The sequence below is a fragment of the Blautia sp. CAG:257 genome, from assembly GCF_000433815.1.
Taxonomy (GTDB): domain Bacteria; phylum Bacillota; class Clostridia; order Lachnospirales; family Lachnospiraceae; genus Blautia_A; species Blautia_A caecimuris.
This window is the reverse complement of the sequence record NZ_HF999033.1, coordinates 1-13,065: the sequence shown is the minus strand read 5'-3', so window position 1 is coordinate 13,065 and position 13,065 is coordinate 1. Positions and strand designations below refer to the sequence as shown.

The window sequence follows — 13,065 nt, the reverse complement described above, 5'->3', positions numbered from 1 at the left end:
CTTCAGGGCGTGGACTGGATGAATACGGACGCTTCCTTCTGGGTGCTGGTAGTAAGCTATCTGTGGAGAAATCTGGGATACGATATTGTTCTGTGGGTGGCAGGGCTTGGAGCCATTCCAACTGCTCTTTATGAGGCTGCAAGGGTGGACGGAGCAGGAGAGTGGAAATGCTTTATAAAAATCACTCTTCCCAATCTCCTGCCTTCTCTTTTTACCATTGTGGTACTGTCTCTGTTAAACGGTTTTAAAGTGTTCCGGGAGGCGTATCTGGTGGCAGGAGACTATCCTCAGGACAGTATGTATCTTTTGCAGCACCTTTTTAACAACTGGTATCGGGATCTTTCCCTGGATAAAATGGCGGCTGCGGCAGTGGTAACAGGAGCGGCGATTCTCATCCTGATTCTGTTTCTTCAGAAAGCCTGGGCGAGGGAGGATACATTATGACAAAAAAACTTCTGACAGGTCTGGTTTTCTGTATGGCATTGACTGCAGTGTTTCCCATATTGTTTCTTATCTGCGGTTCTTTTATGGGCAATATGGAAATCAGAGAGCTTCTTATGCCGGTTCTTGGAAATATGGAGGGCTTTGCTTCCTGGAAACTGATGCCCCAGTATCCTACTATGATGCATTATGTGGAGCTTCTTCTTGACTCCCCGGAATTTTTTGTAATGTTCTGGAATTCCGTAAAGCTTACAGCAGCGATTCTGGCAGGTCAGCTTCTGGTGGGAACTCCGGCGGCATGGGGATTTGCAAGATACCAGTTTCCGGGTAAAAAAATTTTATTTACTATTTATATTGCGCTTATGATGATGCCTTTTCAGGTGATGATGCTCAGCAACTATCTTGTTCTGGATCAGATGAGGCTTCTGGACACTATGGCAGGGATTATTTTGCCGGCAGTGTTTTCCACCTTTCCGGTGTTTCTGATGTACCGTTTTTTTCAGGGGCTTCCGGAAGCAATTATGGATTCTGCCAGAATTGATGGCGCAGGAGAGCTGAGGATCTTTTTCAGAATCGGAATACCGCTGGGATCTCCTGGAATGATCTCGGCTCTGGTTCTGGGGTTTCTGGAATACTGGAATCTTATTGAACAGCCTATGGCTTTTTTAAAAACAAAGGAAAAATGGCCGTTGTCTTTGTATCTTCCGAATATCAGTACAGAACAGGCGGGAACCGCCTTTGCGGCATCTGTTCTTGTTCTGCTTCCGGCAGTGCTGGTATTTCTGGCAGGTCAGGATTATCTGGAACAGGGAATTGTTTCTACGGCAGTTAAGGAGTAAAAAGAAATGAAGCGGGAAAAATTATTAAAATGGTTTGCAGCGTTTTTTGCGGCAATGCTTGTATTTACATTTTTGTCAAAGGCGGCGGATTCCGTCAGTGTTGCAAAGGTACTGGCGTCAGCGCCTCAGAATCAGCTGATCAGCCATACAGTATCGGGAACAGGAAAAATAGAAAGTACAAAGGAGACGGCTGTTTTTGTTCAGGAAGGAATTAAGATCGCTCAGGTCCATGTAAAGGCAGGAGAAGCAGTAAAAAAAGGACAGCCGCTGATGACTTTACTGGAAGGCAGTATCCAGGAAAGCATTGACAAAAAAAAGGACGAGATCCAGGAGGCTTCTCTGAAGATCAGCGATATCCAGAGCCAGAAAAACATTGATGCCCAGAAACGGGAAAATTCCTCCCGCTGGGCACAGCAGGATCTTGATACAGCTCTGGGAAACGGGGACATTAACATTTCCAATGCTCAGAATGAGCTGAATATTGCCCAACAGAGGCTTGCAGAGTACAGACAGAAAAAAGCAGAGGCTCAGAAGCAGCAGGAACTGGAGCAGCAGTCCCAGGGATCGGATTTTGGAGACGAGGGAGAGGGACAGACTGATTTTTCAGACGGAAGCAATCTTCCTCAGGAGCCCATTATTTCCGAAGAGGATACACAGGAGCAGGCTCTTGCAGATGATGTCCGGGCAAAAACAGAGGCGCTGAATCAGGTGATCATGAGCCGGAATCAGGAAGTGACCACTGCAGACAGGGCAAAACAGGAGGCAGCGCTTCCGGCGCCTCAGGACAGCACAGAGGAAACACTTCAGACACAGCTTGACAATCTGAATGAAGAGCTGGAAAAGCTGAAGGTTCTGATGCAGAGTAAGGGGGAGATCACAGCTCCGGCAGATGGCGTGGTAAAAACAGTTTCTGTTCAGACCGGCGGGCAGACAGCTCAGGATGCGACAGCAGTTCTCTATGAACTGACAGGGGGATTAAGTATGACAGGAGTGATCACAAAGGACGATCTGGAATACGTTTCCGCAGGATCGTCTGTGCATCTGGAGGGCAACAGCAAAACGGTTGTGGAGAATGCGGTGGTTCAGTCGGTTCAGGAAGATTCTGCAAATCCGGGAACCTATATCCTTACTGTGGACGTTCCCCAAAGTGGGCTGAGCGTAGGGGAAAGCGTGGATTTTACTGTGCAGAAGGAGGAAGGACCTTATGCCTGCTGTGTGCCGCTTTCTGCACTTTACGGGCAGAAAGGCCAGGAATATGTGCTTGTGCTTGACACCAGAGACTCGGTTCTGGGAGAAATACAGGTTGCCAGAAAGGTTCCGGTTACAGTAATCGAAAAAAATGAGACAACTGCAGCTCTTCAGGAAGGGACACTTTCCGGTTCTCAGAAAATCATTACAGAAACAGACAGAGAGATCGCAGACGGCAGCCGGGTAAGGCTGCAGGAATCATGATTCCAGGTAAGCGGACGTTTTATGGAGTTTCCCGGAAACGTCTGCTTCTGGGAGTTCTGGCTCTGCTTTTTTACGGAGGGGCAGTGCTGGCATTTGGCAGTATGATGGAAGAACCTTCTGTTTCGGTGTTTCTGTCAGGAACATATCCGGAAAAAGAACAGGCAGAGGAGATTGTGAAAACACTGGAACAGACAGAAGCAGAAACCTGCGCCTGCTTTTACTGGGACGGCGGCATGACCACACTTACAGAGCCGGACTATGGACGGAGCGCCCAGGTAATGGCAGCGGGAATTGTTGGCGACGGAAGTCTTTATGATAAAAGGATCCGTGGATTCTGGGAAAAGGATAAAGAAGGCTGCGTGATTGACGGAGACACAGCCTGGAAGCTTTTTGGTACCAGAGAGGCAGAGGGGCGCCAGCTTGTATACGGGGAAAAAACTTATCAGGTCCGTCAGGTGCTTCCCTGGAAGCAGAGGATGATCCTGATCCGTCCGGAGAAAGAAGAAACCATGTATACCAGAGTATTTCTGAAAAACGAGAGACTGCAGGATTCAAAAACGGCAGAGCAGTTTCTGATGGCTTATGGACTGAATGGCATGGTGGTGGACTCCGGATTTCTTATGAGTACGGCCAGAATGTTTCTGCTGATATTTCCGGGGATCGTGCTTGGGATCCTCTTTCTGAAAGCAAACCAGGAGAGAAGGCTTTGCAGGGGGGAGAAGGGCGCCCTGTGGATGTGGACAGGAGCCAGCGTCCTGATTGTGGCAGCAGCCGCAGTGCTGCTCTGGAAAAAACTTGAGATCCCTCAGGAGTGGATCCCGTCCAGATGGTCGGATTTTCAGTTCTGGTCCGATAAATTCAGGCAGCTGGAAGAAAAAGTGAGACTTTTTCTTATGCTTCCAAAGACTGTGGGGCAGGCGGAGAATATTCTGGAGTTTGTAAAGTGCGCAGGCTGTTCAATGGGCTCGGCGTTTATTGGTATTCTGGCACTGTTATGGAAAAGGGAAAGAAGCAAAAGAACATCTGCATGAGAAAATACATTTTAGGCTCCCGGGTATCTTTCGGTATCCGGGATTTGCCGTTTCAGAAAAATGTGTTAAAATATGAGTGGAAAATATGCTTTCAGAAGCTTGTGAAGCAGGGTTTATATTCAGGTGAGACTATCATGGCAAATTTTTAATTGAGATACCCCAAAAAGTATGTTAAACTGTATACAGCATGTATTTTTCAGGATAAAGGAAATAAGGAGAATGCAGTATGAGAAAAATTGCCATTGTAACTGACAGCAACAGCGGCATTACGCAGGATGAGGGAAGAAAGCTTGGAATCTCTGTTCTGCCGATGCCCTTTTATATTAATGAGGTTATGTATCTGGAAGGGGTTACGCTTTCTCAGGAGGAGTTTTATGAGCGCCTGAAAAAGGATGAACCTATTTCCACCTCTCAGCCAAATCCGGGTGAAATCTGCGGACTGTGGGATACACTTTTAAAAGAATACGATGAGATCGTGCATATTCCCATGTCAAGCGGGCTGAGCGCTTCCTGTGAAACGGCCATGGGACTTGCCCGTGATTATGACGGTAAGGTTCAGGTTGTGGATAACCAGAGGATTTCTGTAACTCAGAAGCAGTCTGTGATGGATGCGCTGACGCTTGTACAGGCTGGTAAAAGCGCTGCGGAGATCCGTGAGATCCTTGAGGCAGAAAGCCGGGAATCCAGCATTTATATTACATTGGAAACTTTGAAATATCTCAAAAAAGGCGGACGTATCACACCGGCAGCCGCAGCGATCGGTACAGTTCTGAATCTGAAACCGGTACTGCAGATCCAGGGAGACAAGTTGGACGCCTATTCAAAGGTCAGAGGAAAGAAGCAGGCCAAAAGAGTGATGCTGAAGGCCATGAAAGAGGATTTCGACAGTCGTTTTGCAGAATATGCAAAGCGCGGCGAAATGTGTCTGGAGATGGCATATACGGGAAATCAGGAAGAAGCAGAGGAATTCAAAAAAGAGGTTCAGGAAATGTTTCCTGATTATGAGATCCAGATGGATCCCCTGTCTTTAAGCGTTGCCTGTCATATCGGATATGGAGCTCTTGCAGTTGCCTGCTCAAAAAAGGTTACTGTCTGAAAAAAGAAAAGAATAAATACGAGGAGTCATAAGACATGAAGAAACTGATGGAAATTATGGCAGAGGAACTTTCCTCAGCCTTTGAAAAAGCCGGATATAATCCGGAGTACGGAAAGGTAACAGTATCTAACCGGCCGGATCTCTGTGAGTTCCAGTGCAATGGGGCAATGGCAGGAGCCAAGGCATACAAAAAAGCTCCGTTTATGATCGCAGATGATGTGGTGGAATATTTAAAGGACAGCCGGGTATTTTCTGCGGCAGAGGTAGTAAAACCCGGATTTATCAACCTGAAAGTAAAAGAAGAGTTCCTTGCAGACTATCTGAAGGAGATGGCAGAGGATCCGAAATTTTCTGTTGCCCAGGCAGAAAATCCCAAAACGATCATTATTGATTATGGCGGACCAAATGTGGCAAAACCACTTCATGTAGGTCATCTTCGTTCAGCAATCATCGGAGAGAGCATTAAAAGAATCGGACGTTTTGTAGGCCATAAAGTGATCGGCGATGTACATCTGGGAGACTGGGGACTTCAGATGGGCCTGATCATCACAGAACTGAAACACCGCAAACCGGAGCTGGTATATTTTGACGACAGCTATCAGGGGGAATATCCTGCAGAAGCGCCGTTTACCATTGGAGAACTGGAAGAGATTTATCCCTGCGCCAGCGGAAAATCCAAAGAGGATGAGGATTACCGCAACGAGGCTCTGGAGGCAACGCACCTTCTGCAGCAGGGAAAGCCCGGCTATATGGCTCTCTGGAATCATATCATGCAGGTTTCTGTAACAGACCTTAAAAGAAATTACGATAATCTGAATGTTTCCTTTGATCTGTGGAAAAAGGAATCTGACGCGCAGCCTTATATTCCGGATATGGTCCAGGCCATGAAGGATCAGGGATTTGCTTATGAGGATCAGGGCGCTCTTGTTGTAGATGTAAAGGAAGAGACAGACACCAAGGAAATCCCGCCCTGTATGCTCTTGAAATCAGACGGAGCTTCTCTTTATACAACAACAGACCTTGCAACCATCGTAGAGCGTATGAAGCTTTATGATCCGGACGAGATCCTTTATGTGGTGGACAAACGCCAGGAACTTCATTTTATCCAGGTATTCCGCTGCGCGAGAAAGACAGGCCTTGTAAAAGAGGACACCAGGCTTTCTTTCCTTGGCTTCGGTACCATGAACGGAAAAGACGGCAAGCCTTTTAAGACAAGAGAAGGAGGCGTTATGCGTCTGGAACGTCTGATCGCGGATATTGACCAGGAAATGTATACCAAGATCGTAGAAAACAGAAGCGTAAGAGATAAGGATGCCACAGAGACAGCTCAGATCGTAGGTCTGTCTGCAATCAAGTACGGCGATCTTTCCAATCAGGCTACCAAGGATTACGTTTTTGATATTGACCGCTTTACCTCTTTTGAGGGAAATACAGGTCCGTACATCCTCTACACGATTGTGCGTATCAAATCTATTCTGAACCGTTATGTGGAAGAGGGAGGAAGCCTTGAGGGAATCCAGATGCTTCCTGCAGTAAATAACAGCCAGAAAAACCTGATGCTGGAGCTGACAAAATTCGGTGCAACCGTGGAGAATGCTTTTGAGGAAAAAGCGCCGCACAAGATCTGTGCATATATCTACGAGGTTTCCAATGCATTTAACAGCTTTTATCATGGGACAAAGATTTTAAGTGAGGAAGATCAGGCGCAGAAGGAATCCTTCCTGAAGCTCCTTGATGTGACAAAAGGCATTCTGGAGACCAGTATCGATCTTCTGGGATTTTCCGCACCGGATCGTATGTAAAACATTACAAAGATTTATTTTTTAATATCCGCCAGAGGGTGCTGCGGCTTATGCCCAGCCTTCTGGCGGTTTTTTCTTGTATAAAAATCTTGAATAGATTTTAAATACATGGTACAATAAGTGTATCAATACAGTTAATACACTATAAGCCAGAAGGGAGGAAAGTCTTATCATTATTATAGATTATCAGGATCGCAGGCCGATCTATGAGCAGGTGACAGAAAAATTCCGTATGCTGATCTATCAGGAAGCCCTTCCGGCAGGCAGTCGTCTTCCCTCTGTCCGTCAGCTTGCCATGGAGCTTTCTATTAATCCCAATACCATACAGAGGGCGTATGCGGAGCTGGAACAAGAGGGGCTGATCTATCCGGTCAAGGGCAAGGGGAATTTTGTGGCAGATGCCAACCAGATATTGAAAATAAAAAGGGAGGATTACCGCAGAGAGCTTCGAAAAACTGTACAAAAAGGGCAGAGCCTGGGAATACAGAGAGATGAGGTGATACAGGTGGTAAGCTCCTGTTATGAGGAGGATGGCCAATGATAGAGATAAAAAACTGCAGTAAGTCTTTTGGCTCTGTAAAGGCAGCGGATAAAGTTTCTCTTGAAATAGGAGAAAGAGAAGTGTTTGGTCTGGTGGGAAGCAACGGTGCAGGAAAAAGCACTCTTCTTCGTATGGCGGCAGGGATTTTAAAGCCGGATGAGGGAGAGATACAGATTGACGGCGAAAATATATACGATAATGAAAAAGCAAAGGCCTGCATTTTTTATATACCTGACGACAGCTATTTTCCGGCTGATTACACACCCCGGGATATAGCGGATTTTTACAGATATTATTATCCGAAATTTGACGTACAGAGATTTTCGAAATTCCTGCGGCAGTTTCATATGGATGATAAAAAAAGAATCAGTACTTTTTCAAAGGGAATGAGAAAACAGCTTCTTGTGCTTTTGGGAGTCAGTGCCGGTACAAAATATCTGCTTTGCGATGAGACTTTTGACGGGCTTGATCCTGTTATGCGCCAGGGAGTAAAAAGTCTTTTTGCATCAGAGATCATGGGAAGAGAATTCACACCGGTGATCGCGTCTCATAACCTCAGAGAACTGGAGGATATCTGCGATCATGTGGGACTTCTGTACAAAGGGGGGATTCTGCTTTCCAGAGATCTGGAGGACATGAAATTTCATATCCATAAAATCCAGTGTGTCCTGAAAGACAAAGACCAGGAACGTCAGCTTCAGAAAGAAATGGATGTATTAAAGACAGAGCATCAGGGTTCTCTGCTGCTTCTGACTGTACGGGGAACACGGGAGCAGATCATGGAGAAGATACAGGGGAAAAATCCTCTGTTCTGTGAAATTCTCCCACTGACTCTGGAGGAAATTTTTATCAGTGAAACGGAGGTGGCAGGCTATGAAGTTAAAAATCTGTTCTTCTGAATATGTAAGAACGGTTTCCAGAGGGAAAAGCTGGATTCCTGCGTTTTTGAGTCTTGGCTTTTTCTTGGCATTTCCGGTTGCGCTGCTTCTTTTGGTGGGAAACTGGAGCGCAGCCGGCTATACACAGGAACAGCTTCAGCTTCTTTATGAAGGCCTTTGGAAAGGAAAGCTTGTAATTACAGGAGGAGCGGTAGCGGCAGCTGCTGCGATCATGAACAGCATAAATGGATTCAGCTATGTTTATTCCTGCAAAAAGGTGGACTTTTATCACAGCCTTCCGGTAAAGCGTTCCCGGATGTTCTGGAATCGTGTATACACGGGACTTTTATACTATCTTGTTCCTTATATGATCATGGAGTTTTTTGCGGTTTGTATAGGAGCGGCAAAAGGATTTTTCAGTCTGAAGCTTATGGAGCTGGCTGCCAGACTTTTGCTTGTTCATTTGCTTTTATACTTTCTGTTTTATTTCAGTATAGTCCTTGTTTTTTGTGTGACGGGGAATTTTCTCATGGGAGTTTTATGCCTGGCAGGTATGCAGTTATATGGACCGGCATTGGGAATCTTGATGTCATTTTGCGCATACGGCTTTTTCGACACCTTTTCTTCAAACTATCCATATGGGATTTTTAAAGCATTGGAGGACTATGCCTCGCCGATTACTCTGACGGCTGCGTTCTGGCAAAAATATGAGGCTGGACAGGGCGCAGCACTGGCGGCTGTTCTGTTTGTTCTGACATTGATATTTACAGCGGTCTCTTATTTTGCCTACATACACAGGCCGTCTGAGGCAGCAGGGAAACCAATGGTGTATGGGAAACTGGCAGCAGTAATAAAATTTATGGTTGTTGTGCCGTGCGGCATGGGAACAGGCTTTGTTTTTTATCTGATTCCCACAAGTCACGCTCGGAATATCTGGTGTGTATTTGGAATGATACTTGGAACGGTACTTGCTCATGGAATGATAGAAGCATTGTACCAAATGGATTTTCACGCATTTTTTTCCAAAAAGGTACAGCTGCTTGCGGCGGCGGTCCTTGTTACAGTATGCGCACTGACTTACCAGAAGGATCTTCTGAATTTTGATGCCTATATTCCCCGTCAGGAAGACATCAAAGCGCTCAACCTGGATATGATGACACTGTCCGGCGATATGACAGACTATGTAAAAGAACAGGAAGACGGTACATTCTCTATAGAAGACTCTACATCCTGGGAGAAAAGAGAGAATGCTTTTTCCGGAAAAGACGGAATCGGAGAGGAAACCTATGAGATTCTGCAGAAAATTGTTGAAAATCAGGAAAACAGAAAGTTCAGATATGGAGGAGAACAGACAGAAGAAGGAACTTTTCGCCGTTTGCAGCTGGGGTATCAGCTTCGGTCAGGCAGAGAAGTGAAGCGCAGTTATGTGATAAATACAGAAGAATGCGGTGAGCTTTTGTATAATCTTTATAAAGAAGAAAATCTGAAAAATAAAACAGAACAATTTCTGGCTTCAGATACCGCATATCTGGATAATATTTCTTTTATTTCAGGAAACGGAAGAGGATATGATATTTTTCAGGATCAGCCGGAAAAACAGAAAACACTGATTGAGGCGGTAAAAACAGATATTCAGGAAGCTGCTCCGGAAGATTTGCTTGCTCTTCCTTTTGCGGAGCTTCATCTAAGCTATATACTTCCGGTAGCTGAGGATATACACAGTCTGGTTCCCGGAGAGGAGAAACCGGAAAGACATGCATATGGAGAAATAAATCTTTTTCCCTCTTATAAAAATACGATTGCTGTTCTTAAAGAGACAGGATATCCTTTAAGCTTTGAAGAAACGGAAATCAAAAAAGCAAGGATCCTCTATTACAATGAATCGGGAGAAGAAGAAAACTCTGCAGAATATACAGAAAAAGAACAGCTTGAAGCTCTGGTTCAGGCGGCGGCTCCATCTTTCGGCAGTTTTTCCTGGATAGAATATGAACCGGATGTAACGGCAATCTTCCAGACAGAACAGGGGGAAGAATATTATGCAGAGTTCCTGAAGGGCCGCATTCCGGAATTTATCCGTCAGGAAAGCAGAAGTACGGACAACAGGGAAGGCCAACTGACGGAGACAGGAAACCCGGAGAGGACAGAGGTTACAGGAGGGGCCGACGGCCCCACAGAAATTTCTGTTGAAGAAGAAAAAAGAGAGGTGGCAGATGAGTAAGGCAGTGAGACTGGATAAATTTCTGGCGGATGCCGGAAAGGGAACCAGAAGCGAGGTAAAAAAATTCATACAAAAAGGTCTGGTGCAGGTCAATGGCAGGACTGTGAAAAAACCGGAGCAAAAGATAACAGAAGAGAACCGGGTGGAGTTTCTGGGAAATCCTGTATCCATGGCGCCGGAGTTTGTGTACTATCTTCTTCATAAGCCGGCCGGTTACGTAAGCGCCACGGAGGACAGATATGACAGAACAGTGATGGAACTGATTCCGGAAGCGAGAAAGGGAATGTTTCCTGTAGGACGCCTGGATAAGGATACAGAAGGACTTCTTCTGATCACAGATGACGGGGGACTGGCTCATGAGCTTTTATCCCCGGCGCGCCATGTGGAAAAAACGTATTTCGTAAGAGCGGAAGGAACGGTAACAGAAGAGGACAGACAAAAGCTGGAGCAGGGGATTGATATTGGAGAAAAAAGACTGACGCTTCCGGCAAAGGTGCAGCTTTTTCCTCAGGAAGACAGTGACAGAGAAAAGACTGAGCTTTTGCGCCGGGTACGCACAGAAAACCTTCCGGAGAGCTATACAGAACTGCTTCTGACCATCAGCGAGGGAAAATTTCACCAGGTCAAGCGGATGATGGAGGCAGTGGGAAAGCCTGTGATCTATCTGAAAAGGATCTCCATGGGGCCACTTACACTTCCGGATGAACTGAAAAAAGGAGAATACCGTCCTCTTACAGAGGAAGAGGTTCAAAAATTAAAAAATACAGGCGGCTCTTCAGCAGAAAAACAGAAAAAATGCTGAAAATACAGCTAAAAACAGGAAAACCCTCTTTACACAGAGGGTTTTTGTGTGTTATACTCCAAGAGTTGCAAAATAATCACGCGTGGAGATTCCGATGGATGGTGCCCATACGGTGTGACGGCGGGGTCCAGATAGAAAATGATCCGCGCGGAAGAATCTAACCAAAAAAGGAGAACAAAAACATGAGCGTTATTTCAATGAAACAGCTTTTGGAAGCAGGTGTTCATTTCGGACATCAGACAAGAAGATGGAACCCTAAAATGGCTCCGTACATCTACACAGAGAGAAACGGTATCTATATCATCGACCTTCAGCAGTCTGTAGGTATGGTTGACGATGCTTACAATGCAATCGCTGACATCGTAGCAAACGGCGGAAACATCCTTTTCGTAGGAACAAAGAAACAGGCTCAGGATGCTATCAAGGTTGAGGCAGAGCGCTGCGGACAGTTCTATGTAAACGAGAGATGGCTTGGCGGTATGCTTACAAACTTCAAGACAATCCAGAGCCGTATCGCAAGACTGAAAGAGATCGAGGCTATGGAGGCTGACGGAACATTTGACGTGCTTCCTAAGAAAGAAGTTATTGAATTAAGAAAAGAGCTTACAAAACTGCAGAAAAACCTTGGCGGTATCAAAGAGATGAAACGTCTTCCGGACGCTATCTTCATCGTTGACCCGAAAAAAGAGAGAATCTGCGTACAGGAAGCTCATACATTAGGTATTCCGCTTATCGGTATCTGTGATACAAACTGCGATCCGGAAGAGCTTGATTATGTAATTCCGGGTAATGATGACGCTATCCGTGCCGTAAAACTCATTGTTTCCAAGATGGCAGACGCTGTTATCGAGGCAAACCAGGGTACAGCTGAGGCTGACGGCGAGATCGAGGCAGAGTCTGAGGAGTTTGCTGAGACAGTAGAAGAGTAATTTTATTTTATTAAATTATTCAGGTTAAAAATATCCAGGAGGAAATTGAGATGGCTATTACAGCAGCACAGGTAAAAGAGTTAAGAGAAATGACCGGCGCCGGAATGATGGACTGTAAGAAAGCTCTTACAGCTACAGAAGGCGATATGGATAAAGCAGTAGAGTTCCTTCGCGAAAAAGGACTTGCAACTGCTCAGAAAAAAGCAAGCCGTGTAGCAGCAGAAGGTCTTTGCAAGACTGTTGTTGCAGAGGATGCTAAGAGCGCAGTAGTTGTTGAGGTTAATGCAGAGACAGACTTCGTAGCAAAGAATGAAAAATTCCAGAGCTATGTTGCAGATGTTGCCGCACAGGCGCTTACTACTACAGCAGCTGATATCGATGCTTTCCTTGCAGAGACATGGGCACTGAACAACGAGCAGACTGTAAAAGAAGCTCTTGCAGCTCAGATCGCAGTTATCGGCGAGAACATGAACATCAGAAGATTTGCTCAGGTAAAAGAAGAGAACGGCTTCGTTGCTTCCTATACACATATGGGCGGAAAAATCGGTGTTCTTGTTGACGTAGAGACAGACGTTGTAAACGACGCTGTAAAAGAGATGGCTAAGAATGTTGCAATGCAGATCGCAGCTCTGAAACCACAGTACACTAACAGCTCTGAAGTGAGCGCTGATTACATCGCTCATGAAAAAGAGATCCTTCTTGCTCAGATCATGAACGATCCGAAAGAGTCCCAGAAACCGGAGAAGGTTATCCAGGGTATGATCACCGGACGTATCAACAAAGAGCTGAAAGAAATCTGCCTTCTTGATCAGGTTTACGTTAAAGCAGAGGATGGAAAACAGACTGTTGCTAAATACGTAGAGCAGGTTGCTAAAGAAAATGGCGCAAACGTTGCAATCAAAGGCTTTGTTCGTTTCGAGACCGGCGAAGGAATCGAGAAGAAGGAAGAGGATTTTGCAGCTGAAGTAGCAAAACAGATGGGTAAGTAATCCATTAGCTTAAGTTTTCATTATATTATTTTAATAAGTCTAAATTT

At 45.5% G+C, this 13,065-nt stretch carries 13 protein-coding genes; 12 read left to right on the top strand and 1 reads right to left on the bottom strand.

The genetic code is table 11. The features are described from left to right. The 6 genes from QVP40_RS05750 to argS form a co-directional block, all read left to right on the top strand. Positions 1 to 444 (top strand): carbohydrate ABC transporter permease (locus tag QVP40_RS05750; protein WP_288200341.1); only part of this gene is annotated, 444 nt, incomplete at its 5' end. Beyond that, positions 441 to 1,280: a carbohydrate ABC transporter permease gene (locus QVP40_RS05745; RefSeq protein ID WP_022067537.1), complete on the top strand. Its 840-nt coding sequence runs from the start codon at positions 441 to 443 to the stop codon at positions 1,278 to 1,280. The genes QVP40_RS05750 and QVP40_RS05745, both read left to right, overlap by 4 nt. Before the next feature lie 6 nt (positions 1,281 to 1,286). Then, entirely contained in the window at positions 1,287 to 2,732 is a 1,446-nt protein-coding gene (locus QVP40_RS05740) for an HlyD family efflux transporter periplasmic adaptor subunit (protein WP_022067536.1), read from the top strand. Beyond that, on the top strand, positions 2,729 to 3,763 hold the full coding sequence (locus tag QVP40_RS05735; protein WP_022067535.1) for a hypothetical protein: 1,035 nt from the start codon (positions 2,729 to 2,731) through the stop codon (positions 3,761 to 3,763). The genes QVP40_RS05740 and QVP40_RS05735 overlap by 4 nt, the downstream gene beginning before the upstream one ends. Before the next feature lie 226 nt (positions 3,764 to 3,989). Beyond that, the gene (locus QVP40_RS05730; protein WP_022067533.1) at positions 3,990 to 4,859 is read left to right on the top strand and encodes a DegV family protein; all 870 of its coding nucleotides are present in this window, start codon (positions 3,990 to 3,992) and stop codon (positions 4,857 to 4,859) included. 35 nt (positions 4,860 to 4,894) lie between these two features. Then, positions 4,895 to 6,661 (top strand): arginine--tRNA ligase, encoded by a 1,767-nt coding sequence (gene argS, locus QVP40_RS05725; protein WP_022067532.1) that lies wholly within the window; start codon positions 4,895 to 4,897, stop codon positions 6,659 to 6,661. A 4-nt stretch (positions 6,662 to 6,665) separates the two neighbouring features. Here the strand turns inward: argS and QVP40_RS13975 are convergent, their stop codons facing one another. Further along, positions 6,666 to 6,743 (bottom strand): helix-turn-helix domain-containing protein, encoded by a 78-nt coding sequence (locus QVP40_RS13975; RefSeq protein ID WP_390428198.1) that lies wholly within the window; start codon positions 6,741 to 6,743, stop codon positions 6,666 to 6,668. Between the two features lie 150 nt (positions 6,744 to 6,893). Between QVP40_RS13975 and QVP40_RS05720 the strand changes: the two genes are divergently transcribed. From QVP40_RS05720 to tsf, 6 genes are all read left to right on the top strand, one after another. Continuing rightward, the gene (locus QVP40_RS05720) at positions 6,894 to 7,202 is read left to right on the top strand and encodes a GntR family transcriptional regulator (RefSeq protein ID WP_022067531.1); all 309 of its coding nucleotides are present in this window, start codon (positions 6,894 to 6,896) and stop codon (positions 7,200 to 7,202) included. Then, entirely contained in the window at positions 7,199 to 8,101 is a 903-nt protein-coding gene (locus tag QVP40_RS05715; RefSeq protein ID WP_022067530.1) for an ABC transporter ATP-binding protein, read from the top strand. The genes QVP40_RS05720 and QVP40_RS05715 overlap by 4 nt, the downstream gene beginning before the upstream one ends. Then, positions 8,076 to 10,298, top strand: a complete 2,223-nt coding sequence (locus QVP40_RS05710) for a DUF6449 domain-containing protein (protein ID WP_022067529.1) — start codon at positions 8,076 to 8,078, stop codon at positions 10,296 to 10,298. The genes QVP40_RS05715 and QVP40_RS05710 overlap by 26 nt, the downstream gene beginning before the upstream one ends. Beyond that, on the top strand, positions 10,291 to 11,100 hold the full coding sequence (locus tag QVP40_RS05705; RefSeq protein WP_022067528.1) for a pseudouridine synthase: 810 nt from the start codon (positions 10,291 to 10,293) through the stop codon (positions 11,098 to 11,100). Before QVP40_RS05710 ends, QVP40_RS05705 begins: the two co-directional genes overlap by 8 nt. A 182-nt stretch (positions 11,101 to 11,282) precedes the next feature. Further along, positions 11,283 to 12,029, top strand: a complete 747-nt coding sequence (gene rpsB, locus QVP40_RS05700) for a 30S ribosomal protein S2 (protein WP_022067527.1) — start codon at positions 11,283 to 11,285, stop codon at positions 12,027 to 12,029. Positions 12,030 to 12,079: 50 nt separating this feature from the next. Beyond that, the gene (gene tsf, locus QVP40_RS05695; protein WP_022067526.1) at positions 12,080 to 13,018 is read left to right on the top strand and encodes a translation elongation factor Ts; all 939 of its coding nucleotides are present in this window, start codon (positions 12,080 to 12,082) and stop codon (positions 13,016 to 13,018) included. Positions 13,019 to 13,065 lie beyond the last annotated feature (47 nt).

Excerpts from the sequence above, each read along its gene's own strand:
- QVP40_RS05745 (WP_022067537.1), top strand. The coding sequence starts at position 441 with ATGACAAAAAAACTTCTGACAGGTCTGGTTTTCTGTATGGCATTGACT.
- QVP40_RS05740 (WP_022067536.1), top strand. The coding sequence starts at position 1,287 with ATGAAGCGGGAAAAATTATTAAAATGGTTTGCAGCGTTTTTTGCGGCA.
- QVP40_RS05735 (WP_022067535.1), top strand. The coding sequence starts at position 2,729 with ATGATTCCAGGTAAGCGGACGTTTTATGGAGTTTCCCGGAAACGTCTG.
- QVP40_RS05730 (WP_022067533.1), top strand. The coding sequence starts at position 3,990 with ATGAGAAAAATTGCCATTGTAACTGACAGCAACAGCGGCATTACGCAG.
- argS (WP_022067532.1), top strand. The coding sequence starts at position 4,895 with ATGAAGAAACTGATGGAAATTATGGCAGAGGAACTTTCCTCAGCCTTT.
- QVP40_RS05720 (WP_022067531.1), top strand. The coding sequence starts at position 6,894 with ATGCTGATCTATCAGGAAGCCCTTCCGGCAGGCAGTCGTCTTCCCTCT.
- QVP40_RS05715 (WP_022067530.1), top strand. The coding sequence starts at position 7,199 with ATGATAGAGATAAAAAACTGCAGTAAGTCTTTTGGCTCTGTAAAGGCA.
- QVP40_RS05710 (WP_022067529.1), top strand. The coding sequence starts at position 8,076 with ATGAAGTTAAAAATCTGTTCTTCTGAATATGTAAGAACGGTTTCCAGA.
- QVP40_RS05705 (WP_022067528.1), top strand. The coding sequence starts at position 10,291 with ATGAGTAAGGCAGTGAGACTGGATAAATTTCTGGCGGATGCCGGAAAG.
- rpsB (WP_022067527.1), top strand. The coding sequence starts at position 11,283 with ATGAGCGTTATTTCAATGAAACAGCTTTTGGAAGCAGGTGTTCATTTC.
- tsf (WP_022067526.1), top strand. The coding sequence starts at position 12,080 with ATGGCTATTACAGCAGCACAGGTAAAAGAGTTAAGAGAAATGACCGGC.